This is a genomic window from Pseudomonas putida, assembly GCF_005080685.1.
GTDB classification, from domain to species: domain Bacteria; phylum Pseudomonadota; class Gammaproteobacteria; order Pseudomonadales; family Pseudomonadaceae; genus Aquipseudomonas; species Aquipseudomonas putida_V.
This window is the reverse complement of the sequence record NZ_CP039371.1, coordinates 561,271-587,142: the sequence shown is the minus strand read 5'-3', so window position 1 is coordinate 587,142 and position 25,872 is coordinate 561,271. Positions and strand designations below refer to the sequence as shown.

At 56.1% G+C, this 25,872-nt stretch carries 14 protein-coding genes, 8 tRNA genes, 3 rRNA genes and 1 other annotated feature; all 25 genes read right to left on the bottom strand.

Going from position 1 to position 25,872, the window contains the following annotated elements; all coding sequences use genetic code 11:
- Positions 1–18: 18 nt before the first annotated feature.
- Entirely contained in the window at positions 19–489 is a 471-nt protein-coding gene (gene rpsG / locus E6B08_RS02780) for a 30S ribosomal protein S7 (RefSeq protein ID WP_003246741.1), read from the bottom strand.
- 107 nt (positions 490–596) lie between these two features.
- Positions 597–968: a 30S ribosomal protein S12 gene (rpsL, locus tag E6B08_RS02775; protein WP_003255492.1), complete on the bottom strand. Its 372-nt coding sequence runs from the start codon at positions 966–968 to the stop codon at positions 597–599.
- Positions 969–1,179: 211 nt separating this feature from the next.
- On the bottom strand, positions 1,180–5,379 hold the full coding sequence (gene rpoC / locus E6B08_RS02770) for a DNA-directed RNA polymerase subunit beta' (RefSeq protein ID WP_136912673.1): 4,200 nt from the start codon (positions 5,377–5,379) through the stop codon (positions 1,180–1,182).
- Positions 5,380–5,443: 64 nt separating this feature from the next.
- Positions 5,444–9,517: a DNA-directed RNA polymerase subunit beta gene (gene rpoB / locus E6B08_RS02765; RefSeq protein WP_136912672.1), complete on the bottom strand. Its 4,074-nt coding sequence runs from the start codon at positions 9,515–9,517 to the stop codon at positions 5,444–5,446.
- Positions 9,518–9,737: 220 nt separating this feature from the next.
- A complete protein-coding gene (gene rplL / locus E6B08_RS02760) occupies positions 9,738–10,103 on the bottom strand; it encodes a 50S ribosomal protein L7/L12 (RefSeq protein WP_003255496.1) in 366 nt (121 codons plus the stop codon).
- Positions 10,104–10,183: 80 nt separating this feature from the next.
- Entirely contained in the window at positions 10,184–10,684 is a 501-nt protein-coding gene (gene rplJ, locus E6B08_RS02755; RefSeq protein WP_136912671.1) for a 50S ribosomal protein L10, read from the bottom strand.
- 196 nt (positions 10,685–10,880) lie between these two features.
- Positions 10,881–11,576, bottom strand: coding sequence for a 50S ribosomal protein L1 (rplA, locus tag E6B08_RS02750; protein WP_136912670.1), 696 nt, complete (start codon positions 11,574–11,576; stop codon positions 10,881–10,883).
- The gene (rplK, locus tag E6B08_RS02745; RefSeq protein WP_011531881.1) at positions 11,576–12,007 is read right to left on the bottom strand and encodes a 50S ribosomal protein L11; all 432 of its coding nucleotides are present in this window, start codon (positions 12,005–12,007) and stop codon (positions 11,576–11,578) included. Before rplK ends, rplA begins: the two co-directional genes overlap by 1 nt.
- 119 nt (positions 12,008–12,126) lie before the next feature.
- Positions 12,127–12,660, bottom strand: coding sequence for a transcription termination/antitermination protein NusG (gene nusG / locus E6B08_RS02740; RefSeq protein WP_003255501.1), 534 nt, complete (start codon positions 12,658–12,660; stop codon positions 12,127–12,129).
- Between the two features lie 9 nt (positions 12,661–12,669).
- Positions 12,670–13,038, bottom strand: coding sequence for a preprotein translocase subunit SecE (gene secE / locus E6B08_RS02735; protein ID WP_136912669.1), 369 nt, complete (start codon positions 13,036–13,038; stop codon positions 12,670–12,672).
- 44 nt (positions 13,039–13,082) lie between these two features.
- Positions 13,083–13,158 (bottom strand) — tRNA-Trp (locus E6B08_RS02730).
- A 54-nt stretch (positions 13,159–13,212) separates the two neighbouring features.
- Positions 13,213–14,406 (bottom strand): elongation factor Tu, encoded by a 1,194-nt coding sequence (gene tuf, locus E6B08_RS02725; protein WP_054881963.1) that lies wholly within the window; start codon positions 14,404–14,406, stop codon positions 13,213–13,215.
- Positions 14,407–14,484: 78 nt separating this feature from the next.
- Positions 14,485–14,560 (bottom strand) — tRNA-Thr (locus tag E6B08_RS02720).
- 29 nt (positions 14,561–14,589) lie between these two features.
- Positions 14,590–14,663 (bottom strand) — tRNA-Gly (locus E6B08_RS02715).
- A 24-nt stretch (positions 14,664–14,687) separates the two neighbouring features.
- Positions 14,688–14,771 (bottom strand) — tRNA-Tyr (locus E6B08_RS02710).
- A 152-nt stretch (positions 14,772–14,923) separates the two neighbouring features.
- Positions 14,924–15,349: a hypothetical protein gene (locus E6B08_RS02705; RefSeq protein ID WP_136912668.1), complete on the bottom strand. Its 426-nt coding sequence runs from the start codon at positions 15,347–15,349 to the stop codon at positions 14,924–14,926.
- 7 nt (positions 15,350–15,356) lie between these two features.
- A complete protein-coding gene (locus E6B08_RS02700; protein ID WP_136912667.1) occupies positions 15,357–16,106 on the bottom strand; it encodes a pantothenate kinase in 750 nt (249 codons plus the stop codon).
- Positions 16,096–17,055: a bifunctional biotin--[acetyl-CoA-carboxylase] ligase/biotin operon repressor BirA gene (gene birA, locus E6B08_RS02695; protein ID WP_136912666.1), complete on the bottom strand. Its 960-nt coding sequence runs from the start codon at positions 17,053–17,055 to the stop codon at positions 16,096–16,098. Before birA ends, E6B08_RS02700 begins: the two co-directional genes overlap by 11 nt.
- 153 nt (positions 17,056–17,208) lie before the next feature.
- A 5S ribosomal RNA gene (gene rrf, locus E6B08_RS02690) occupies positions 17,209–17,324 on the bottom strand.
- A gap of 147 nt (positions 17,325–17,471) precedes the next feature.
- Positions 17,472–20,364: ribosomal RNA gene (locus E6B08_RS02685) — 23S ribosomal RNA — on the bottom strand.
- Between the two features lie 247 nt (positions 20,365–20,611).
- Positions 20,612–20,687: transfer RNA gene (locus E6B08_RS02680), tRNA-Ala, on the bottom strand.
- 6 nt (positions 20,688–20,693) lie between these two features.
- Positions 20,694–20,770 (bottom strand) — tRNA-Ile (locus tag E6B08_RS02675).
- 79 nt (positions 20,771–20,849) lie between these two features.
- Positions 20,850–23,733 (bottom strand) — a sequence feature (most likely nonfunctional fraction of RNA operon).
- Between the two features lie 247 nt (positions 23,734–23,980).
- Positions 23,981–24,056: transfer RNA gene (locus E6B08_RS02665), tRNA-Ala, on the bottom strand.
- Positions 24,057–24,062: 6 nt separating this feature from the next.
- Positions 24,063–24,139, bottom strand: a tRNA-Ile gene (locus E6B08_RS02660).
- Between the two features lie 79 nt (positions 24,140–24,218).
- Positions 24,219–25,755, bottom strand: a 16S ribosomal RNA gene (locus E6B08_RS02655).
- Between the last annotated feature and the right edge of the window lie 117 nt (positions 25,756–25,872).

Below are 25,872 nucleotides of genomic sequence, written 5' to 3'. Positions count from 1 at the left end.
AAATGATTGATGCTTGAATTAGAAGCGGTAGTGCGAGAACGCTTTGTTGGCTTCAGCCATACGGTGCACGTCTTCACGCTTCTTGACTGCAGCACCTTTGCCTTCGGCAGCATCCAGCAGTTCGCCGGCCAGACGCAGAGCCATCGACTTCTCGCCGCGCTTGCGGGCGTAGTCTACGAGCCAGCGCATTGCCAGAGCGTTACGACGGGATGGACGAACTTCAACCGGGACCTGGTAAGTGGCACCGCCGACACGACGGGACTTTACTTCGACCAGCGGAGCGATGGCGTCGAGAGCTTTCTCGAAGATTTCCAGGGGGTCGCTGTTCTTGCGTGCTTTGACAGTATCCAGTGCACCGTAAACGATGCGCTCGGCTACGGCCTTCTTGCCGCTTTCCATCACGTGGTTCATGAACTTGGCGAGGATTTGGGATCCGTATTTAGGATCGTCCAGAATCTCACGTTTTGCTGCTACACGACGTCTTGGCATGATAAGCCCTCAAACGGTCTTCAGGTTAGCCCGGGACGTGGGTCTACGACCCCTGCCCGACCTTACTCTTATCGACTCAAAAAAAATGGATGCCTGCAAACGACCGATTACTTCGGACGCTTGGTACCGTACTTCGAACGACCCTGGTTACGGCCTTTAACGCCCGAAGTATCCAGAGAGCCGCGAACGGTGTGGTAACGAACACCTGGCAAGTCTTTTACACGGCCGCCACGGATCAGGACGACGCTGTGCTCTTGCAGGTTGTGGCCTTCACCACCGATGTACGAGGAAACCTCGAAACCGTTGGTCAGACGCACACGGCATACTTTACGCAGTGCCGAGTTAGGTTTTTTCGGCGTGGTGGTGTACACGCGGGTGCACACGCCACGACGTTGCGGGCAGTTCTGCAGCGCAGGAACGTCGGACTTCTCGACCGAACGCTTACGCGGCTGACGTACCAGCTGGTTGATAGTTGCCATCTACTAGCTCCACTGATTGTCTTGCGACTCTATTGTCTTGCAAGAAAGCCAAAAATTGGCGAGACGGAGCCTCACCAAATTTAAGGGTACAAAAGTCTACGGAGGATCTTGCACCCAGTCAAGACGAGGCCCCGGCCCTCCCCGCCCGGTCATCGGCAACAATTCATGTCATCGACGACCGTTCGGGGCTTGCCGGGGCCATGCCCTGTACTTAGTTACCGCTGGAATTCAACGCTTCGGTCAGTGCGGCTTCCACCTCACTGGCACTTACGCGCAGCGGTTTGTCGGCATCACGGCGACGCTTGCGCTCGCTGTGGTAGGCCAGACCGGTACCCGCCGGGATCAGACGACCCACGACCACGTTCTCTTTCAGGCCGCGCAGGTAATCGCGCTTGCCGGTGACGGCCGCTTCGGTCAGTACGCGGGTGGTTTCCTGGAAGGAAGCCGCGGAGATGAACGACTCGGTCGACAGCGAGGCCTTGGTGATACCCAGCAGCACACGGGTGAACTTGGAGATGAACTTGTCCTCGCTGGCGAGACGCTCGTTCTCTACCAGTACCTGGGTCAGTTCCATCTGGTCGCCCTTGATGAAGCTGGAATCGCCCGACTCGGAGATCTCGACCTTACGCAGCATCTGACGCAGGATGGTCTCGATGTGCTTGTCGTTGATCTTCACGCCTTGCAGACGGTAAACGTCCTGGATCTCGTTGACGATGTACTTCGCCAGCGCGCTCACACCCAGCAGACGCAGGATGTCGTGCGGATCGCTCGGGCCGTCGGAGATAACTTCGCCGCGGTTTACCTGTTCGCCTTCGAAGACGTTCAGGTGGCGCCACTTCGGAATCAGCTCTTCGTACGGATCGCTGCCATCGGTCGGAGTAATGACCAGACGACGCTTGCCCTTGGTTTCCTTACCGAACGCGATGGTGCCGCTGACTTCCGCCAGGATCGAGGCTTCTTTCGGACGGCGCGCTTCGAACAGGTCGGCAACGCGCGGCAGACCACCGGTGATGTCACGGGTCTTCGACGTTTCTTGCGGGATACGCGCGATAACGTCACCAACTCCGATCTGGGCACCGTCAGCCACACCGACCAGGGCGTTGGCCGGCAGGAAGTACTGAGCCGGTACGTCGGTACCTGGCAGGTACAGGTCCTTGCCGTTGGCGTCGACCATCTTGATTGCCGGACGGATTTCCTTGCCTGCGGCAGGGCGATCCTTGACGTCCAGAACTTCGATGTTGGTCAGGCCGGTCAGTTCGTCGGTCTGGCGCTTGATGGTGATGTTTTCTTCCATGCCCACGAAGGTCACGGTACCTTTCAGCTCGGTCACGATCGGGTGGGTGTGCGGGTCCCACTTGGCGACGATGGCGCCAGCTTCGACCTTGTCACCTTCCTTGACCGAAATCACCGCACCGTAAGGCAGCTTGTAACGCTCACGCTCACGACCGAATTCATCGGCAATGGCCAGCTCGCCGGAACGCGATACAGCAACCAGGTTGCCGTCAGCACGCTCGACCTGCTTCAGGTTGTGCAGACGCACCATACCGCCGTTCTTCACCTGGACGCTGTCGGCAGCCGAGGTACGGCTTGCAGCACCACCGATGTGGAACGTACGCATGGTCAGCTGGGTACCCGGCTCACCGATCGACTGAGCAGCGATAACGCCGACAGCTTCACCGATGTTCACCTGGTGACCACGCGCCAGGTCACGACCGTAGCACTTGGCGCAGATGCCGTAGCGGGTTTCGCAGTTGATCGGCGAACGCACGACGACTTCGTCGATGCTGTTCAGCTCGATGAACTCGACCCACTTCTCGTCGACCAGGGTACCGGCCGGAACGATGACGTCCTCGGTGCCCGGCTTGAACACGTCGCGAGCGATGACACGGCCCAGAACGCGCTCACCCAGCGGCTCGACAACGTCGCCGCCTTCGATGTGCGGGGTCATGACCAGACCCTGGTCGGTGCCGCAATCGATCTCGGTCACGACCAGATCCTGCGCCACGTCTACCAGACGACGAGTCAGGTAACCGGAGTTCGCGGTCTTCAGTGCGGTATCCGCCAGACCTTTACGAGCACCGTGGGTCGAGATGAAGTACTGCAGTACGCTCAGACCTTCACGGAAGTTCGCGGTGATCGGCGTCTCGATGATCGAGCCGTCCGGCTTGGCCATCAGACCACGCATACCGGCCAGCTGACGGATCTGGGCTGCGGAACCCCGCGCACCCGAGTCAGCCATCATGTACATCGAGTTGAAGGACTCTTGGTCGACTTCGTTGCCATCGCGGTCGATGACCTTCTCTTTCGAGAGGTTGGCCATCATCGCCTTGGACACTTCATCGTTCGCCTTGGACCACAAGTCGATGACCTTGTTGTACTTCTCGCCCTGGGTTACCAGGCCGGAGGCGTACTGGCTCTCGATTTCCTTCACTTCGTCGGTAGCGGTACCGATGATGCGAGCCTTCTCGTCCGGGATAACGAAGTCGTTAACACCGATGGAGACGCCGGAAATGGTCGAGTAGGCGAAACCGGTGTACATCAGCTGGTCAGCGAAGATCACGGTCTCTTTCAGACCTACCACGCGATAGCACTGGTTGATCAGCTTGGAGATCGCCTTTTTCTTCATCGGCTGGTTGACCACGTCGTACGGCAGACCTGCCGGTACAACCTGGAACAGCAGCGCACGGCCGACGGTGGTGTCGACGATGCGGGTGTTCTTGGTCACGCTGCCATCGCGATCCTTCACGGTTTCGTTGATACGAACCTTGATTTTCGCGTGCAGGGCAGCTTCGCCGGCGCGGAATACGCGGTCGACTTCCTGCAGGTCGGCGAATACGCGACCTTCGCCCTTGGCGTTGATGGCTTCACGGGTCATGTAGTACAGACCCAGTACAACGTCCTGCGACGGAACGATGATCGGCTCACCGTTGGCTGGCGACAGGATGTTGTTGGTCGACATCATCAGCGCGCGCGCTTCGAGCTGGGCTTCCAGGGTCAGCGGCACGTGAACGGCCATCTGGTCACCGTCGAAGTCGGCGTTGTACGCGGCGCAGACCAGCGGGTGCAGCTGGATAGCCTTGCCTTCGATGAGAACCGGCTCGAACGCCTGGATACCCAGACGGTGCAGGGTCGGTGCACGGTTGAGCAGTACGGGGTGTTCGCGGATCACCTCGGCGAGCACGTCCCAAACCTCTGGCAGCTCGCGCTCGACCATCTTCTTGGCGGCCTTGATGGTGGTCGCCAGACCACGCATTTCCAGCTTGCCGAAAATGAACGGCTTGAACAGCTCGAGCGCCATCTTCTTCGGCAGACCGCACTGGTGCAGACGCAGGGTCGGACCTACGGTAATTACCGAACGGCCGGAGTAGTCCACACGCTTACCGAGCAAGTTCTGACGGAAGCGACCTTGCTTACCTTTGATCATGTCGGCCAGGGACTTCAGCGGACGCTTGTTCGAGCCAGTGATGGCGCGACCGCGACGGCCGTTGTCCAGCAGGGCGTCGACCGCTTCCTGCAGCATGCGCTTTTCGTTGCGCACGATGATGTCCGGCGCCGACAGATCGAGCAGGCGCTTCAGACGGTTGTTACGGTTGATCACCCGACGATACAGGTCGTTCAGGTCGGAAGTCGCGAAGCGGCCGCCATCCAGCGGAACCAGCGGACGCAGGTCCGGCGGCAGCACTGGCAGGACGGTCAGGACCATCCACTCAGGCAGGTTGCCCGAGCCCTGGAAAGCTTCCATCAGCTTCAGGCGCTTGGACAGCTTCTTGATCTTGGTTTCCGAGTTGGTCTGCGGAATCTCTTCACGCAGGCGACCGATCTCGTGCTCCAGGTCGATAGCGTGCAGCAGCTCGCGGACAGCCTCGGCACCCATGCGGGCGTCGAAGTCGTCACCGAACTCTTCCAGCGCTTCGAAGTACTGCTCGTCGTTCAGCAGCTGGCCCTTTTCGAGGGTGGTCATGCCCGGGTCGATCACGACGTAGCTCTCGAAGTAGAGCACGCGCTCGATATCACGCAGGGTCATGTCCATCAGCAGGCCGATACGGGACGGCAGCGACTTCAGGAACCAGATGTGGGCAACCGGCGAGGCCAGTTCGATGTGCGCCATGCGCTCACGACGAACCTTGGCCAGGGCAACTTCAACGCCGCACTTCTCGCAGATCACACCGCGGTGCTTGAGGCGCTTGTACTTGCCGCACAGGCACTCGTAGTCCTTGACTGGGCCAAAGATCTTGGCGCAGAACAGGCCGTCACGCTCAGGCTTGAACGTACGGTAGTTGATGGTTTCCGGCTTCTTAACTTCACCGAACGACCACGAACGGATCATTTCAGGCGACGCCAGACCGATGCGGATGGCGTCGAACTCTTCGACTTGACCCTGGTTTTTCAGCAAATTCAGTAGGTCTTTCAAGGCCTTTCCTCCTGGCGGAGCAGGAAGCGGGCATTACCTGCCCCGCTCCCATTCGCGTCACGTGTTATTCGGTTTCCAGATCGATATCGATACCGAGCGAACGGATCTCTTTGATCAACACGTTGAAGGACTCGGGCATGCCCGGCTCCATACGGTGATCGCCATCCACGATGTTCTTGTACATCTTGGTACGGCCGTTCACGTCGTCCGACTTCACTGTGAGCATTTCTTGCAGGGTGTATGCCGCGCCGTATGCTTCCAGCGCCCACACTTCCATCTCCCCGAAACGCTGACCACCGAACTGCGCCTTACCACCCAGCGGCTGCTGGGTAACCAGGCTGTAGGAACCAGTGGAACGCGCGTGCATCTTGTCGTCCACCAAGTGGTTCAGCTTGAGCATGTACATGTAACCAACGGTCACAGGACGCTCGAACTTGTTGCCGGTGCGACCATCGAACAGCTGCATCTGGCCGCTTTCCGGCAGATCCGCGAGCTTCAGCATGGCCTTGATCTCACGCTCCTTGGCACCATCGAAGACTGGAGTTGCCATCGGCACGCCTTTCTTCAGGTTGTTGGCCAGTGCAATGATCTCTTCGTCGGAGAACTCTTCCAGCTTCTCCTGACGACCACCGATCTCGTTGTAGATCTCGGTGAGGAAGGTACGCAGCTCAGCGACTTTACGCTGCTCTTCGATCATGCGGTCGATCTTCTCGCCCAGACCCTTGGCCGCCAGGCCCAGGTGGGTTTCGAGGATCTGACCGACGTTCATACGCGAAGGTACGCCCAGCGGGTTCAGTACGACGTCGACCGGAGTACCGTTGGCGTCGTGCGGCATGTCTTCGACCGGCATGATCACCGAGACGACACCCTTGTTACCGTGACGACCGGCCATCTTGTCACCCGGCTGGATGCGACGGCGGATTGCCAGGTAGACCTTGACGATCTTCAGTACGCCCGGTGCCAGGTCATCGCCCTGCTGCAGCTTGCGCTTCTTGTCTTCGAACTTGTCGTCCAGCAGGCGACGGCGATCGACGATGTACTGCTGAGCCTTTTCCAGCTGCTCGTTCAGTGCATCTTCGGCCATGCGCAGTTTGAACCACTGGCCGTGCTCCAGACCGTTCAGGACTTCGTCGCTGATCACGGTGCCTTTCTTCAGGCCCGCGCCACCGTCGACAACCTGACCGTTCAGGGCCGCACGCAGACGCTCGAAGGTTGCACCTTCGACGATGCGAAACTCTTCGTTGAGGTCCTTGCGGATCTCGTCCAGCTGCATCTTCTCGATGGCCAGGGCGCGGCTGTCGCGCTCGACACCATCACGGGTGAAGACCTGTACGTCGATGACGGTACCCTTGGTGCCGGTCGGCACGCGCAGGGAGGTGTCCTTAACGTCGCTGGCCTTCTCACCGAAGATCGCGCGCAGCAGTTTTTCTTCCGGAGTCAGCTGGGTTTCGCCTTTTGGCGTGACCTTGCCGACCAGGATGTCGCCAGCACCGACTTCGGCACCCACGTAGACGATACCGGCTTCGTCCAGCTTGTTCAGCGCAGCTTCACCCACGTTCGGGATGTCCGCGGTGATTTCCTCTGGGCCAAGCTTGGTGTCACGGGCCACACAGGTCAGTTCCTGGATGTGGATCGTAGTGAAGCGGTCTTCCTGAACCACACGCTCGGACAGGCAGATGGAGTCTTCGAAGTTGAAGCCGTTCCACGCCATGAACGCGATGCGCATGTTCTGACCCAGCGCCAGCTCACCCATGTCGGTGGACGGGCCGTCGGCCATGATGTCGCTACGCTGAACCTTGTCGCCCTTGCTCACCAGCGGACGCTGGTTGATGCAGGTGTTCTGGTTCGAACGGGTGTACTTGGTCAGGTTGTAGATATCCACACCTGCTTCACCGGTCTCGACTTCGTCGTCATTGACGCGAACGACGATACGGCTGGCGTCGACCGAGTCGATCACACCACCACGGCGAGCGACCACGCAGACACCGGAGTCACGGGCAACGTTGCGCTCCATGCCGGTACCTACCAGCGGCTTGTCGGCGCGCAGGGTCGGTACCGCCTGACGCTGCATGTTCGAACCCATCAATGCACGGTTGGCGTCGTCGTGCTCGAGGAACGGAATCAGCGACGCTGCGACCGAGACAACCTGCTTCGGCGAAACGTCCATCAGGGTGACGTCTTCCGGCGCCTTGACGGTGAATTCGTTCAGGTGACGGACCGCTACCAGCTCGTCGATCAGCTGCTTCTTCTCGTTCATCGCGGCCGAAGCCTGAGCGATGACGTGATCGGCTTCTTCGATCGCCGACAGGAACACGATGTCGTCGCTGACCACGCCTTCCTTCACCACGCGATACGGGCTCTCGAGGAAACCGTACTGGTTGGTGCGGGCATAGGCTGCCAGGGAGTTGATCAGACCGATGTTCGGGCCTTCAGGCGTCTCGATCGGGCACACACGGCCGTAGTGGGTCGGGTGCACGTCACGGACTTCGAAGCCTGCACGCTCACGGGTCAGACCGCCCGGGCCGAGTGCGGAGACACGGCGCTTGTAGGTGATCTCGGAGAGCGGGTTGTTCTGGTCCATGAACTGCGAGAGCTGGCTGGAACCGAAGAACTCCTTCACCGCCGCCGCTACCGGCTTGGCGTTGATCAGGTCTTGCGGCATCAGGCCTTCGCTTTCGGCCATCGACAGACGTTCCTTGACCGCGCGCTCGACGCGCACCAGGCCAACGCGGAACTGGTTCTCGGCCATCTCGCCTACGCAACGTACGCGACGGTTACCCAGGTGGTCGATGTCGTCGACGATACCTTTGCCGTTACGGATGTCGACCAGGGTCTTGAGGACCTCGACGATGTCTTCCTTGCTCAGCACGCCCGAACCTTCGATCTCGGTGCGACCGATACGACGGTTGAACTTCATGCGGCCAACGGCGGACAGGTCGTAACGCTCGGCGCTGAAGAACAGGTTGTTGAACAGGGTCTCGGCGGCATCCTTGGTTGGCGGCTCGCCTGGACGCATCATGCGGTAGATCTCGACCAGAGCTTCCAGTTGGTTGCTGGTGGTGTCGATCTTCAGGGTATCCGAAATGAACGGACCGCAGTCGATGTCGTTGGTGTACAGCGTTTCGATGCGGACGACCTGAGCCTTGGCGATCTTGATCAGCAGCTCGGTGGTCAGCTCGGTGTTGCACTCGGCCAGGATCTCGCCGGTGGCCGGATGAACGATGGCCTTGGCGGTGGTACGGCCCAGCACGTACTCCATCGGCACGTCCAGCTGGTTGACGCCAGCCTTCTCGAGCTGATTGATGTGGCGCGCGGTGATACGACGACCCTGCTCGACGATGACCTTGCCGGTATCGTCCAGGATGTCCATGACCGCGACTTCACCACGCAGACGCTGAGGCACCAGCTCCAGGCTGAGTTTCTCGCCGGAGATGTGGAACACGTTGGTGGTGTAGAAGGTGTTCAGGACTTCTTCGGTGCTGTAGCCCAGCGCACGCAGCAGTACCGAGGCCGGCAGTTTGCGGCGACGGTCGATACGCACGAACACGCAGTCTTTCGGGTCGAACTCGAAGTCCAGCCACGAACCGCGGTAAGGGATGATGCGAGCGGAGTACAGCAGCTTGCCCGAGCTGTGGGTCTTGCCACGGTCGTGGTCGAAGAACACACCCGGCGAACGGTGCAGCTGGGAAACGATCACACGCTCGGTACCGTTGATAACGAAGGTACCGTTCTCAGTCATCAGGGGGATTTCACCCATGTAGACTTCTTGCTCTTTGATGTCCTTGATCGCTTTGTTCGACGATTCCTTGTCGAAGATGATCAGGCGCACCTTTACCCGCAGTGGGACCGCGAAGGTCACGCCACGCAGGACACATTCCTTCACATCGAAGGCGGGATCGCCCAGGCGGTAGCCTACGTACTCCAGGGCAGCATTGCCGGAGTAGCTGATGATCGGGAATACCGATTTGAAGGCCGCGTGCAGGCCGACGTCGCGGAAGTGATCCTTGGATGCTCCCGCTTGCAGGAATTCGCGATACGAATCCAGCTGGATGGCCAGGAGGTAAGGCACATCCATGACGTCCGGCAACTTGCTAAAGTCCTTGCGGATACGTTTTTTCTCAGTGTATGAGTAAGCCATCAGCGTTCCCCAGCTTGGTCACCTGCTTGTTTGGCTTCTCCCGGCGGGAGCAGCCAGAAAATCGTGCAAACCCCTTGGTTTGCGCCACCCACATGGGTGTCTTGCAGCTTGTTATCGGGGCCGGCATGACCGACCACCAATAACGGAAAAAGGCCGGTGGCATAAGCCACCAGCCATCAGCCCTTCGCTCAACGCTCGGACTGGAGTCGCAAGGTCGAGATTACTTCAGCTCGACTTTAGCGCCAGCTTCTTCCAGCTTCTTCTTAGCGTCTTCAGCGGCTTCTTTCGAAACGCCTTCAGCTACAACCTGAGGAGCGCCATCGACTTTCTCTTTGGCTTCTTTCAGGCCCAGACCGGTCAGCTCGCGAACGGCTTTGATCACGTTCACTTTCTTGTCGCCGGCTTCAACCAGAACGACGTTGAACTCGGTCTGCTCTTCAACAACGGCAGCAGCAGCAGCTGGGCCAGCAGCGGCAACAGCAGCGGTAACGCCGAAGGTTTCTTCCATTGCTTTGATCAGCTCAACAACTTCCAGAACGGTTTTCTGGCCGATTGCTTCGATGATTTGTTCGTTAGTCAGGGACATGACTTAAATCCTGTATTGGGGTGACAGCCTACGCAGCCATCAAATTAAACAAATGATTTTGAAAGAGTTTCGCGCACGCCTTAGGCTGCGGTAGCTTCTTTCTGGTCGCGAATGGCTGCCAGAGTACGAGCCAGCTTGCTGGTGGCGCCTTGGATCACGCTCATCAGTTTCGCAATAGCTTCGTCGCGGGTCGGCAGGGAAGCCAACACGTCGATCTGGTTCGCTGCAATCAGATTGCCGTCAAATGCGGCTGCCTTGATCTCGAACTTGTCCTGACCCTTGGCGAACTCTTTGAACAGACGAGCAGCAGCGCCCGGGTGTTCGTTCGAGAATGCAATCAGGGTCGGGCCTTTGAACGCGTCGTTGAGGATCGAGTACTCGGTGCCTTCAACAGCGCGCTTGAGCAGGGTGTTACGTACGACACGTACGTAAACGCCAGCTTCGCGGGCCTCTTTACGGAGTCCGGTCATTGCGCTTACAGTCACACCACGGGCATCGGCCACGACAGCGGACAGAGCGACTTTGGCAGCCTCGTTGACTTCAGCGACGATGGCCTTCTTGTCTTCGAGTTTAATTGCCACGGGTTTACTCCTGGTTTCTACCGTTTCATCTGGCCGAAGCCGGATGTCGTTTTGGTGTCTGATTCGGTAACGAATCGGGAGCACCATCTGCGTGGGCTGGTATTTTAAGGCTTGCGCCGCCTACGGTCTTGGATAGCCCCGCCAGGCAGGGACCCCAATTTTTGCTGGCGGCGCGACAGGTCGCGCCGCCATGTTCTTACACGTTCAGCGAGCTCTGATCGATGACCAGACCTGGGCCCATGGTGGTGCTCAGGGTAACACGCTTGACGTAGATACCTTTCGAGGAAGCTGGCTTGATACGCTTCAGGTCAGCGATCAGGGCTTCAACGTTTTCCTTCAGCTTGCCAGCTTCGAAGCCGATCTTGCCAACGGAGGTGTGGATGATACCGTTCTTGTCGGTACGGTAGCGAACCTGACCAGCCTTGGCGTTCTTGACGGCGCCGGCTACGTCTGGGGTCACGGTACCCACTTTCGGGTTAGGCATCAGGCCGCGAGGACCCAGAACCTGACCCAACTGACCGACAACGCGCATGGCATCAGGCGATGCGATGACGACGTCATAGTTCAGGTCGCCGCCTTTCATTTCGGCAGCCAGATCGTCCATGCCTACACGGTCAGCGCCGGCAGCCAGAGCGGCCTCAGCAGCTGGACCCTGGGTGAACACGGCAACGCGAACGGTCTTGCCAGTGCCGTGTGGCAGCACGGTAGCGCTACGAACGACCTGGTCGGATTTACGCGGGTCAACGCCGAGGTTAACGGCGATGTCGTAGGACTCTACGAACTTGGCAGCCGGCAGCGAAGCCAGCAGAGTTGCGGCCTCTTCGAAGCTGTAGGCTTTGCCTGCTTCGATTTTTTCGGCGATAGCCTTTTGGCGCTTGGTCAGCTTAGCCATTACACACCCTCCACGTTCAGGCCCATGCTGCGGGCAGAGCCAGCGATGGTGCGTACAGCTGCATCCAGGTCAGCGGCGGTCAGATCAGCCTGTTTAGCCTTGGCGATATCTTCCAGCTGAGCACGGGTAACGGTACCGACTTTAACGGTGTTCGGACGAGCCGAACCACTGGTCAGGCCAGCAGCTTTCTTCAGCAGAACCGAGGCAGGGGTGCTCTTGGTCTCGAAGGTGAAGCTACGGTCGCTGTAGACAGTGATGATCACTGGAGTCGGCAGACCTGGTTCTTGACCCTGGGTACGGGCGTTGAAGGCCTTGCAGAATTCCATGATGTTCACACCATGTTGACCCAGTGCTGGACCAACGGGTGGGCTTGGGTTGGCCTGGCCGGCCTTTACTTGCAGCTTGATGTAAGCCTGAATCTTCTTAGCCATGAGCTACTCCAAAATCGGGTACGAACGCCAGATGGCTCCCCGGATGACTTGCGTTTTATCCCAGTGACGACAAAACCCCGCAGCACACAGGGCTGCGGGGTATGGGATGCTTCGTCCGCCTAGACCTTTTCGACCTGGCTGAACTCGAGCTCCACCGGAGTGGAACGACCGAAAATGAGCACCGCCACCTGGAGGCGACTCTTTTCGTAGTTAACCTCTTCGACACTACCATTGAAGTCAGCGAACGGACCATCAATGACTCGAACCACTTCACCTGGCTCGAACAGCGTCTTGGGCTTCGGCTTATCGCTACCGTCGGCTACGCGACGCAGGATAGCTTCCGCTTCTTTATCGGTGATCGGCGCAGGCTTGTCTGCAGTACCACCAATAAAGCCCATCACACGAGGGGTATCCTTGACCAAGTGCCAAGTCCCTTCGTTCATCTCCATCTGGACCAGTACATAGCCAGGGAAGAATTTACGCTCACTCTTGCGCTTCTGGCCATTGCGCATTTCGACGACTTCTTCGGTCGGAACCAGAATCTCGCCGAAACCGTCTTCCATGCCAGCCAGCTTGACGCGCTCGATCAGGGAGCGCATTACATGCTTCTCGTAACCCGAGTAAGCATGCACAACATACCAACGCTTAGCCACGGGACACCTTTAGCCAACGATCAGGGAGACCGCCCAGCCGAGCAGGGAATCAAGACCCCACAGCAGCAGTGCCATAACCAGCACGACAGCCACGACAATCAGCGTGGTCTGGGTGGTTTCCTGGCGGGTCGGCCACACGACTTTACGGATCTCGGTACGAGCTTCCTTCGCCAGCGCAAAGAACGACTTACCCTTGGCGGTCTGCAAGGCAACGAAGCCTGCGACTGCAGCCAGAGCAAGAAGTGCAAGGACGCGATACAGGATTGGAGAGGCGGAGTAATATTGATTACCCACGACACCAACAACCACCAAAGCCACTACAGCCAGCCACTTGAACAGATCAAAACGCGTTTCTTGGGCTTCAGTCTTGGGAGTCATCGGGGAGGATCCTGTGAGAAGAAAGCCAATCACACCGAGGTGAATGGCAGGTCAGGAGGGAATCGAACCCCCAACCTACGGTTTTGGAGACCGTCGCTCTGCCAATTGAGCTACTGACCTTTAACGCTGTATCAGGCCGGCAATTATACCGGCCCGATCAAGTAAATCAACTACTTATTCAATAATTTTTGCTACGACGCCGGCGCCGACGGTACGACCGCCTTCACGGATAGCGAAGCGCAGACCGTCTTCCATTGCGATGGTCTTGATCAGGGTGACAGTCATCTGAATGTTGTCACCTGGCATTACCATTTCAACGCCTTCCGGCAGTTCGCAGTTACCGGTCACGTCAGTGGTACGGAAGTAGAACTGAGGACGGTAGCCTTTGAAGAACGGAGTGTGACGACCGCCTTCTTCCTTCGACAGGACGTAGACTTCTGCGGTGAACTTGGTGTGCGGCTTGACCGAACCTGGCTTGACCAGAACCTGGCCACGCTCAACGTCGTCACGCTTGGTACCACGCAGCAGAACGCCGCAGTTCTCGCCAGCACGACCTTCGTCCAGCAGCTTGCGGAACATCTCAACACCGGTGCAGGTGGTGGTGGAGGTGTCACGCAGACCAACGATTTCCAGCGGATCCTGAACGCGGACGATACCACGCTCGATACGACCGGTAACAACGGTACCACGACCCGAGATCGAGAATACGTCTTCGATCGGCATCAGGAATGGCTGGTCGATGGCACGAACTGGCTCAGGGATGTAGGCATCCAGAGTTTCTACCAGCTTCTTGACAGCGGTAGTGCCCATTTCGTTGTCGTCTTTGCCTTCCAGCGCCATACGAGCCGAACCGATGATGATCGGGGTGTCGTCGCCTGGGAAGTCGTAGGTGGACAGCAGGTCGCGAACTTCCATCTCGACCAGCTCCAGCAGCTCAGCGTCGTCTACCAGGTCAGCCTTGTTCAGGAAGACCACGATGTACGGAACGCCAACCTGACGGGACAGCAGGATGTGCTCACGGGTTTGTGGCATCGGACCATCGGCGGCCGAGCAAACCAGGATCGCGCCGTCCATCTGGGCAGCACCGGTGATCATGTTCTTCACGTAGTCAGCGTGACCTGGGCAGTCAACGTGAGCATAGTGACGAATGTTCGAGTTGTACTCGACGTGAGCGGTGTTGATGGTGATACCGCGCGCTTTTTCTTCCGGAGCCGAGTCGATCTTGTCGAACTCAACGACTGCCGAACCGAAAACTTCGGAGCAGACGCGAGTCAGAGCTGCGGTCAGAGTGGTCTTACCGTGGTCAACGTGGCCGATAGTGCCGACGTTAACGTGGGGAAGGGAACGATCAAACTTTTCCTTAGCCATCGATACAATCCTCCGCAGAAGAAATAGTCTTGCGCTGATAAAACAAAGGCAGATATTTTCATATCTGCCTTGTTTATATGGAGCTCTTGAGCGGACTTGAACCGCTGACCTCACCCTTACCAAGGGTGTGCTCTACCAACTGAGCTACAAGAGCGAAACACTTTGTGCAAAATCCAGCAAACTTGGAGCGGGTAGCGGGAATCGAACCCGCATCATCAGCTTGGAAGGCTGAGGTTCTACCACTAAACTATACCCGCGGAGCTTGCAGCTCTCGCTAAAACTGGTGGAGGGAGAAGGATTCGAACCTTCGAAGCTCTCGCAACGGATTTACAGTCCGTCCCCTTTGACCGCTCGGGAATCCCTCCAGATGTGGCCGGCATTCTATTTGTCTGCCGCCCTAGTGTCAAGCGCTTTTTCAAATTTTTTCAATCAAATCTGATGCTTAGCTACTTTGACACCGCTTCCAGCGCTACCACCTCAGTGGTGTTCCCTGTGAAGCGGGCGCCATTCTATCAAGCTATTCGCCAGTTGCAATACCCTCGCACAAAATAATTTTGTGTTTTAAGTCTTTGAAATCCTTGGAAAGACTTCCGAGAACCGAAGCATCCAGCAAACGCTCGCTTTGCGCGGCGATCTTGAGCCAGCGGCCATCGGCGCCCGGCAGCTGGCCGGCAACCGGCTCAGCCTCGATATCAAGGCTGAGCAGGCGCTGACGGAGCGCATCCAACTGCTCCTGCCCCGCTACGCCCCCTACTACCAGACACTCGTCGCGACGGCGGGCCGGTGCGGACACACCGGTTTCGCGCAACAACCGAATTTCTTGCTGATTACCCTTGTACAGCGACAGAGGCGCGACTTCCTTGACCTTCAGCGGGGCTTCCTGCTGGTGCCAGACGTAATAGACGATATTGAGCACCAGCAACAACAGAAACAACCAACGCATAGGCACCTCAATCCAACGGACAGGCCATTGCCAGGCCTACGAATACCAGGTCGGGAACGACACGCGCCTGGGGTACAGCTTCACGCACCAGTGGTGCATCGCCCCCGGTAAGGAACACCGTGAAATCATCTCCCCAATGTGCGCGCGCCTGCTCGAGCTGGGTGCGGGCAAACCCCTGGAGCATGAGCACGCAACCACGCTCGACCGCTTCGACCGTGGAGCGCCCGGGCTGAAGACTGGTCAACGCGCGCTCCGCGGATGCATCGTCATAGCGAATCCGTCGAGTGTGGGTACGTAGCTGACTGCGCATCAACGGCATGCCCGGACAGATGTAACCGCCCAGGTGCTCGCCATCGGCACTGACGAAGTCTGCCTTGGCGGCAGTCCCAAGATCGATGATCAGGCAAGCACCCTTGGCCAGGTGATAAGCCCCCAGCACCGCCAGCCACCGATCCATGCCCAAGCGCTGATAGTCCTCATAACCGTTACGCACACCGGCCATTTCGGCTGCCGGCTGAGCGACATGCGCCTGGACCCCGAATTCATGGGCAATCAGCGCGCACAGCACGGCGGTTTCTTCCTCACTGCGCACGCTGACGATGCGACAACCGGTCAACCGAGCCGTCGCGAGGCGGGTCACCGCACCGAGCAGCGCCTGGTCGGAGTCGACGATACCACCACCCACCATCGTCGCTTCGGCGGCGTGGATGACCCGCCACTTGATGAAGCTGTTTCCGCAATCGAGCTCAAGAATCATCACGCAACCTCAAACTGAGCTCACCACCACTGAAGCTCTTTTCCACACCGTCGACCTCAAGGCGTATCGCGCCCTGCCCATCCACCCCGAGCGCGATACCGTCGATGGTGGTAGTGCCTGCGATCAGCGAGACCTTTCGCCCCTGCCAGAGGTGCGCACGCTCCCACTCCTCCTGGAAAGCAGCAAACCCGTAGCGGCGATGGCGAGCCATCTCACGCTGTAGATGCTGACTGAGCTCGGCGACCAGACGATTTCGGTCGACTACCTGGCCCACTTCGCGGCGCATGGATGTCCATTGCTGATCGACCAGGTCATTGACCTGCATGTTCACATTGACACCAATCCCGAGCACTACATGACAGACATCGGCTGGATCACCGACCAACTCTAGCAGTATGCCGGTGATCTTCCGCCCATCTACCAATACATCATTGGGCCACTTCAGACCGACTTTCTCGAGACCGAAAGCTTGCAGGGTACGCATGACGGCAAGCCCCACCACCAGGCTCAAGCCCTCGAGCTGGCGCATGCCGCCATCGACGCGCAAGACCAGGCTGTAGTAGAGGTTCTCTGCAAATGGGCTGACCCATTGGCGCCCCCGCCGCCCTCTACCGGCACTTTGACGCTCGGCCAGCACCACGAACGGCGCAGCCTGCCCATCGGTTGCAAGACGCAAACCTTCGGCATTGGTGGAGTCAATGGTGTCATGAATGAAGACCGGCCAGCGCTCACCCTCGACGAAACCCGCAATCGCCTGCTCATCGAGCAGGACCAGCGGCGCCGCCAATTGATAACCGCGTCCACGGACCTTGTGAATGGTCAGGTTGAGTTCGCTCTCCAGGTGCTGCAGCTGTTTCCAAACGGCGCTGCGGCTTACACCCAGGGCGGCGCCCAGGGCTTCCCCAGAATGGAAGCGGCCATCCTTAAGAAGATTCAACAACTTCAGCATGCCAGTCTCGACTTGGAATAAGGCTGGCATGATACCTGTAGGCGCAGCCTCGTGTCGCGGAAAGGGTGCCAGCCAAACCCTCGATCCGGGGCGATTAGCGCACAAAGACAAAACCCCTACCTGCTCGCGCAGATAGGGGTTTTGCGAAATGAATCTTGACGATGACCTACTCTCACATGGGGAAACCCCACACTACCATCGGCGATGCATCGTTTCACTGCTGAGTTCGGGATGGGATCAGGTGGTTCCAATGCTCTATGGTCGTCAAGAAATTCTGTTGCCAGAATGTCCAGATGGACAGCCCAGCGAATTCGGATATGTGAATTTGTGCTGCTTTTAATTTGTGAGCCGAATTTTCGGTTCTTCCGTCTTCACCACCACAATTTGGCTCAGCGCACAAATTGCTTGGGTGTTATATGGTCAAGCCTCACGGGCAATTAGTATTGGTTAGCTCAACGCCTCACAGCGCTTACACACCCAACCTATCAACGTCGTAGTCTTCGACGGCCCTTTAGGGGATTCAAGATCCCAGTGAGATCTCATCTTGAGGCAAGTTTCCCGCTTAGATGCTTTCAGCGGTTATCTCTTCCGAACATAGCTACCCGGCAATGCCACTGGCGTGACAACCGGAACACCAGAGGTTCGTCCACTCCGGTCCTCTCGTACTAGGAGCAGCCCCTCTCAAATCTCAAACGTCCACGGCAGATAGGGACCGAACTGTCTCACGACGTTCTAAACCCAGCTCGCGTACCACTTTAAATGGCGAACAGCCATACCCTTGGGACCGGCTTCAGCCCCAGGATGTGATGAGCCGACATCGAGGTGCCAAACACCGCCGTCGATATGAACTCTTGGGCGGTATCAGCCTGTTATCCCCGGAGTACCTTTTATCCGTTGAGCGATGGCCCTTCCATACAGAACCACCGGATCACTAAGACCTACTTTCGTACCTGCTCGACGTGTTTGTCTCGCAGTCAAGCGCGCTTTTGCCTTTATACTCTACGACCGATTTCCGACCGGTCTGAGCGCACCTTCGTACTCCTCCGTTACTCTTTGGGAGGAGACCGCCCCAGTCAAACTACCCACCATACACTGTCCTCGATCCGGATAACGGACCTGAGTTAGAACCTCAAAGTTGCCAGGGTGGTATTTCAAGGATGGCTCCATGAGAACTGGCGTCCCCACTTCAAAGCCTCCCACCTATCCTACACAAGCAAATTCAAAGTCCAGTGCAAAGCTATAGTAAAGGTTCACGGGGTCTTTCCGTCTAGCCGCGGATACACTGCATCTTCACAGCGATTTCAATTTCACTGAGTCTCGGGTGGAGACAGCGCCGCCATCGTTACGCCATTCGTGCAGGTCGGAACTTACCCGACAAGGAATTTCGCTACCTTAGGACCGTTATAGTTACGGCCGCCGTTTACCGGGGCTTCGATCAAGAGCTTCGCTTGCGCTAACCCCATCAATTAACCTTCCGGCACCGGGCAGGCGTCACACCCTATACGTCCACTTTCGTGTTTGCAGAGTGCTGTGTTTTTAATAAACAGTCGCAGCGGCCTGGTATCTTCGACCGGCGTGGGCTTACGCAGCAAGTGCTTCACCCTCACCGGCGCACCTTCTCCCGAAGTTACGGTGCCATTTTGCCTAGTTCCTTCACCCGAGTTCTCTCAAGCGCCTTGGTATTCTCTACCTAACCACCTGTGTCGGTTTGGGGTACGGTTCCCAGTTATCTGAAGCTTAGGAGCTTTTCTTGGAAGCATGGCATCAACCACTTCGTCGCCTAAAGGCAACTCGTCATCAGCTCTCGGCCTTGAAATCCCGGATTTGCCTAAGATCTCAGCCTACCACCTTAAACTTGGACAACCAACGCCAAGCTGGCCTAGCCTTCTCCGTCCCTCCATCGCAATAACTGGAAGTACAGGAATATTAACCTGTTTTCCATCGACTACGCTTTTCAGCCTCGCCTTAGGGACCGACTAACCCTGCGTCGATTAACGTTGCGCAGGAAACCTTGGTCTTTCGGCGTGGGAGTTTTTCACTCCCATTGTCGTTACTCATGTCAGCATTCGCACTTCTGATACCTCCAGCAAGCTTCTCAACTCACCTTCACAGGCTTACAGAACGCTCCTCTACCGCATCATCATACGATGATACCCGTAGCTTCGGTGCATGGTTTGAGCCCCGTTACATCTTCCGCGCAGGCCGACTCGACTAGTGAGCTATTACGCTTTCTTTAAAGGATGGCTGCTTCTAAGCCAACCTCCTAGCTGTCTAAGCCTTCCCACATCGTTTCCCACTTAACCATGACTTTGGGACCTTAGCTGACGGTCTGGGTTGTTTCCCTTTTCACGACGGACGTTAGCACCCGCCGTGTGTCTCCCATGCTCGGCACTTGTAGGTATTCGGAGTTTGCATCGGTTTGGTAAGTCGGGATGACCCCCTAGCCGAAACAGTGCTCTACCCCCTACAGTGATACATGAGGCGCTACCTAAATAGCTTTCGAGGAGAACCAGCTATCTCCGAGCTTGATTAGCCTTTCACTCCGATCCACAGGTCATCCGCTAACTTTTCAACGGTAGTCGGTTCGGTCCTCCAGTCAGTGTTACCTAACCTTCAACCTGCCCATGGATAGATCGCCCGGTTTCGGGTCTATACCCAGCGACTAAACGCCCTATTAAGACTCGCTTTCGCTACGCCTCCCCTATTCGGTTAAGCTCGCCACTGAATATAAGTCGCTGACCCATTATACAAAAGGTACGCAGTCACCTAACAAAGTAGGCTCCCACTGCTTGTACGCATACGGTTTCAGGTTCTATTTCACTCCCCTCTCCGGGGTTCTTTTCGCCTTTCCCTCACGGTACTGGTTCACTATCGGTCAGTCAGTAGTATTTAGCCTTGGAGGATGGTCCCCCCATATTCAGACAAAGTTTCTCGTGCTCCGTCCTACTCGATTTCATTGATAAGAGATTTTCGTGTACGGGGCTATCACCCACTATGGCCGCACTTTCCAGAGCGTTCCACTAATCTCAAATCAACTTAAGGGCTGGTCCCCGTTCGCTCGCCACTACTAAGGGAATCTCGGTTGATTTCTTTTCCTCAGGGTACTTAGATGTTTCAGTTCCCCTGGTTCGCCTCTTGCACCTATGTATTCAGTACAAGATACTCAGCTTGTGCTGAGTGGGTTCCCCCATTCAGAGATCTCTGGATCACAGTCTGTTTGCCGACTCCCCAAAGCTTATCGCAGGCTACCACGTCTTTCATCGCCTCTGACTGCCAAGGCATCCACCGTATGCGCTTCTTCACTTGACCATATAACCCCAAGCAATCTGGTTATACTGTGAAGACGACATTCGCCGAAAATTCGTACGTTGCGCTTTCGCGCAGAACTCACAAATTTTACCTTAGCCTGATCCACCAGCAGTGAAACTGGTGTTCAGTCTATATCTATCACATATCCGAATTTTTAAAGAACGATCTGACAAAAGTCAGAAATCAACATTCATTCACGAATGTTCATTTCTAAGTTCTGACCAAGTACTACGCGTTACAGCAAACGTGGTGGAGCCAAGCGGGATCGAACCGCTGACCTCCTGCGTGCAAGGCAGGCGCTCTCCCAGCTGAGCTATGGCCCCGCATATTGGTAGGTCTGGGCAGATTTGAACTGCCGACCTCACCCTTATCAGGGGTGCGCTCTAACCAACTGAGCTACAGACCTATATAGGGTCTTGATCGTCTTCAACTTCTTGAATCAAGCAATTCGTGTGGGAGCTCATCAGCAGGCTGATGTCGTCGATTAAGGAGGTGATCCAGCCGCAGGTTCCCCTACGGCTACCTTGTTACGACTTCACCCCAGTCATGAATCACACCGTGGTAACCGTCCTCCCGAAGGTTAGACTAGCTACTTCTGGTGCAACCCACTCCCATGGTGTGACGGGCGGTGTGTACAAGGCCCGGGAACGTATTCACCGCGACATTCTGATTCGCGATTACTAGCGATTCCGACTTCACGCAGTCGAGTTGCAGACTGCGATCCGGACTACGATCGGTTTTGTGAGATTAGCTCCACCTCGCGGCTTGGCAACCCTCTGTACCGACCATTGTAGCACGTGTGTAGCCCAGGCCGTAAGGGCCATGATGACTTGACGTCATCCCCACCTTCCTCCGGTTTGTCACCGGCAGTCTCCTTAGAGTGCCCACCATAACGTACTGGTAACTAAGGACAAGGGTTGCGCTCGTTACGGGACTTAACCCAACATCTCACGACACGAGCTGACGACAGCCATGCAGCACCTGTGTCAGAGTTCCCGAAGGCACCAATCCATCTCTGGAAAGTTCTCTGCATGTCAAGGCCTGGTAAGGTTCTTCGCGTTGCTTCGAATTAAACCACATGCTCCACCGCTTGTGCGGCCCCCCGTCAATTCATTTGAGTTTTAACCTTGCGGCCGTACTCCCCAGGCGGTCAACTTAATGCGTTAGCTGCGCCACTAAAATCTCAAGGATTCCAACGGCTAGTTGACATCGTTTACGGCGTGGACTACCAGGGTATTCTAATCCTGTTTGCTCCCCACGCTTTCGCACCTCAGTGTCAGTATCAGTCCAGGTGGTCGCCTTCGCCACTGGTGTTCCTTCCTATATCTACGCATTTCACCGCTACACAGGAAATTCCACCACCCTCTACCGTACTCTAGCTTGCCAGTTTTGGATGCAGTTCCCAGGTTGAGCCCGGGGCTTTCACATCCAACTTAACAAACCACCTACGCGCGCTTTACGCCCAGTAATTCCGATTAACGCTTGCACCCTCTGTATTACCGCGGCTGCTGGCACAGAGTTAGCCGGTGCTTATTCTGTCGGTAACGTCAAAACAGCAAGGTTACGTCCACTTTCGTTTTGCAGAGTGCTGTGTTTTTAATAAACAGTCGCAGCGGCCTGGTATCTTCGACCGGCGTGGGCTTACGCAGCAAGTGCTTCACCCTCACCGGCGCACCTTCTCCCGAAGTTACGGTGCCATTTTGCCTAGTTCCTTCACCCGAGTTCTCTCAAGCGCCTTGGTATTCTCTACCTAACCACCTGTGTCGGTTTGGGGTACGGTTCCCAGTTATCTGAAGCTTAGGAGCTTTTCTTGGAAGCATGGCATCAACCACTTCGTCGCCTAAAGGCAACTCGTCATCAGCTCTCGGCCTTGAAATCCCGGATTTGCCTAAGATCTCAGCCTACCACCTTAAACTTGGACAACCAACGCCAAGCTGGCCTAGCCTTCTCCGTCCCTCCATCGCAATAACTGGAAGTACAGGAATATTAACCTGTTTTCCATCGACTACGCTTTTCAGCCTCGCCTTAGGGACCGACTAACCCTGCGTCGATTAACGTTGCGCAGGAAACCTTGGTCTTTCGGCGTGGGAGTTTTTCACTCCCATTGTCGTTACTCATGTCAGCATTCGCACTTCTGATACCTCCAGCAAGCTTCTCAACTCACCTTCACAGGCTTACAGAACGCTCCTCTACCGCATCATCATACGATGATACCCGTAGCTTCGGTGCATGGTTTGAGCCCCGTTACATCTTCCGCGCAGGCCGACTCGACTAGTGAGCTATTACGCTTTCTTTAAAGGATGGCTGCTTCTAAGCCAACCTCCTAGCTGTCTAAGCCTTCCCACATCGTTTCCCACTTAACCATGACTTTGGGACCTTAGCTGACGGTCTGGGTTGTTTCCCTTTTCACGACGGACGTTAGCACCCGCCGTGTGTCTCCCATGCTCGGCACTTGTAGGTATTCGGAGTTTGCATCGGTTTGGTAAGTCGGGATGACCCCCTAGCCGAAACAGTGCTCTACCCCCTACAGTGATACATGAGGCGCTACCTAAATAGCTTTCGAGGAGAACCAGCTATCTCCGAGCTTGATTAGCCTTTCACTCCGATCCACAGGTCATCCGCTAACTTTTCAACGGTAGTCGGTTCGGTCCTCCAGTCAGTGTTACCTAACCTTCAACCTGCCCATGGATAGATCGCCCGGTTTCGGGTCTATACCCAGCGACTAAACGCCCTATTAAGACTCGCTTTCGCTACGCCTCCCCTATTCGGTTAAGCTCGCCACTGAATATAAGTCGCTGACCCATTATACAAAAGGTACGCAGTCACCTAACAAAGTAGGCTCCCACTGCTTGTACGCATACGGTTTCAGGTTCTATTTCACTCCCCTCTCCGGGGTTCTTTTCGCCTTTCCCTCACGGTACTGGTTCACTATCGGTCAGTCAGTAGTATTTAGCCTTGGAGGATGGTCCCCCCATATTCAGACAAAGTTTCTCGTGCTCCGTCCTACTCGATTTCATTGATAAGAGATTTTCGTGTACGGGGCTATCACCCACTATGGCCGCACTTTCCAGAGCGTTCCACTAATCTCAAATCAACTTAAGGGCTGGTCCCCGTTCGCTCGCCACTACTAAGGGAATCTCGGTTGATTTCTTTTCCTCAGGGTACTTAGATGTTTCAGTTCCCCTGGTTCGCCTCTTGCACCTATGTATTCAGTACAAGATACTCAGCTTGTGCTGAGTGGGTTCCCCCATTCAGAGATCTCTGGATCACAGTCTGTTTGCCGACTCCCCAAAGCTTATCGCAGGCTACCACGTCTTTCATCGCCTCTGACTGCCAAGGCATCCACCGTATGCGCTTCTTCACTTGACCATATAACCCCAAGCAATCTGGTTATACTGTGAAGACGACATTCGCCGAAAATTCGTACGTTGCGCTTTCGCGCAGAACTCACAAATTTTACCTTAGCCTGATCCACCAGCAGTGAAACTGGTGTTCAGTCTATATCTATCACATATCCGAATTTTTAAAGAACGATCTGACAAAAGTCAGAAATCAACATTCATTCACGAATGTTCATTTCTAAGTTCTGACCAAGTACTACGCGTTACAGCAAACGTGGTGGAGCCAAGCGGGATCGAACCGCTGACCTCCTGCGTGCAAGGCAGGCGCTCTCCCAGCTGAGCTATGGCCCCGCATATTGGTAGGTCTGGGCAGATTTGAACTGCCGACCTCACCCTTATCAGGGGTGCGCTCTAACCAACTGAGCTACAGACCTATATAGGGTCTTGATCGTCTTCAACTTCTTGAATCAAGCAATTCGTGTGGGAGCTCATCAGCAGGCTGATGTCGTCGATTAAGGAGGTGATCCAGCCGCAGGTTCCCCTACGGCTACCTTGTTACGACTTCACCCCAGTCATGAATCACACCGTGGTAACCGTCCTCCCGAAGGTTAGACTAGCTACTTCTGGTGCAACCCACTCCCATGGTGTGACGGGCGGTGTGTACAAGGCCCGGGAACGTATTCACCGCGACATTCTGATTCGCGATTACTAGCGATTCCGACTTCACGCAGTCGAGTTGCAGACTGCGATCCGGACTACGATCGGTTTTGTGAGATTAGCTCCACCTCGCGGCTTGGCAACCCTCTGTACCGACCATTGTAGCACGTGTGTAGCCCAGGCCGTAAGGGCCATGATGACTTGACGTCATCCCCACCTTCCTCCGGTTTGTCACCGGCAGTCTCCTTAGAGTGCCCACCATAACGTACTGGTAACTAAGGACAAGGGTTGCGCTCGTTACGGGACTTAACCCAACATCTCACGACACGAGCTGACGACAGCCATGCAGCACCTGTGTCAGAGTTCCCGAAGGCACCAATCCATCTCTGGAAAGTTCTCTGCATGTCAAGGCCTGGTAAGGTTCTTCGCGTTGCTTCGAATTAAACCACATGCTCCACCGCTTGTGCGGGCCCCCGTCAATTCATTTGAGTTTTAACCTTGCGGCCGTACTCCCCAGGCGGTCAACTTAATGCGTTAGCTGCGCCACTAAAATCTCAAGGATTCCAACGGCTAGTTGACATCGTTTACGGCGTGGACTACCAGGGTATCTAATCCTGTTTGCTCCCCACGCTTTCGCACCTCAGTGTCAGTATCAGTCCAGGTGGTCGCCTTCGCCACTGGTGTTCCTTCCTATATCTACGCATTTCACCGCTACACAGGAAATTCCACCACCCTCTACCGTACTCTAGCTTGCCAGTTTTGGATGCAGTTCCCAGGTTGAGCCCGGGGCTTTCACATCCAACTTAACAAACCACCTACGCGCGCTTTACGCCCAGTAATTCCGATTAACGCTTGCACCCTCTGTATTACCGCGGCTGCTGGCACAGAGTTAGCCGGTGCTTATTCTGTCGGTAACGTCAAAACAGCAAGGTATTAACTTACTGCCCTTCCTCCCAACTTAAAGTGCTTTACAATCCGAAGACCTTCTTCACACACGCGGCATGGCTGGATCAGGCTTTCGCCCATTGTCCAATATTCCCCACTGCTGCCTCCCGTAGGAGTCTGGACCGTGTCTCAGTTCCAGTGTGACTGATCATCCTCTCAGACCAGTTACGGATCGTCGCCTTGGTGAGCCATTACCTCACCAACTAGCTAATCCGACCTAGGCTCATCTGATAGCGCAAGGCCCTAAGGTCCCCTGCTTTCTCCCGTAGGACGTATGCGGTATTAGCGTTCCTTTCGAAACGTTGTCCCCCACTACCAGGCAGATTCCTAGGCATTACTCACCCGTCCGCCGCTGAATCAAGGAGCAAGCTCCCGTCATCCGCTCGACTTGCATGTGTTAGGCCTGCCGCCAGCGTTCAATCTGAGCCATGATCAAACTCTTCAGTTCAATACTGCTTGGGTTTTTAAGAAACCCTAAACTTGGCTCAGCAATCTCAAATGACTATGTGATTTCTCGCATGGTCACTTGTGATGCTGATAATCTTTTTGACTATCAGTCCGTACT

Bases quoted from the DNA above. Each gene is read 5' to 3' on its own strand.
- rplA (WP_136912670.1), bottom strand. From the start codon at position 11,576: ATGGCTAAGCTGACCAAGCGCCAAAAGGCTATCGCCGAAAAAATCGAA.
- E6B08_RS02700 (WP_136912667.1), bottom strand. From the start codon at position 16,106: ATGATTCTTGAGCTCGATTGCGGAAACAGCTTCATCAAGTGGCGGGTC.
- rpsL (WP_003255492.1), bottom strand. From the start codon at position 968: ATGGCAACTATCAACCAGCTGGTACGTCAGCCGCGTAAGCGTTCGGTC.
- rpoB (WP_136912672.1), bottom strand. From the start codon at position 9,517: ATGGCTTACTCATACACTGAGAAAAAACGTATCCGCAAGGACTTTAGC.
- rplK (WP_011531881.1), bottom strand. From the start codon at position 12,007: ATGGCTAAGAAGATTCAGGCTTACATCAAGCTGCAAGTAAAGGCCGGC.
- birA (WP_136912666.1), bottom strand. From the start codon at position 17,055: ATGCTGAAGTTGTTGAATCTTCTTAAGGATGGCCGCTTCCATTCTGGG.
- E6B08_RS02705 (WP_136912668.1), bottom strand. From the start codon at position 15,349: ATGCGTTGGTTGTTTCTGTTGTTGCTGGTGCTCAATATCGTCTATTAC.
- tuf (WP_054881963.1), bottom strand. From the start codon at position 14,406: ATGGCTAAGGAAAAGTTTGATCGTTCCCTTCCCCACGTTAACGTCGGC.
- rpsG (WP_003246741.1), bottom strand. From the start codon at position 489: ATGCCAAGACGTCGTGTAGCAGCAAAACGTGAGATTCTGGACGATCCT.
- rplL (WP_003255496.1), bottom strand. From the start codon at position 10,103: ATGTCCCTGACTAACGAACAAATCATCGAAGCAATCGGCCAGAAAACC.
- secE (WP_136912669.1), bottom strand. From the start codon at position 13,038: ATGACTCCCAAGACTGAAGCCCAAGAAACGCGTTTTGATCTGTTCAAG.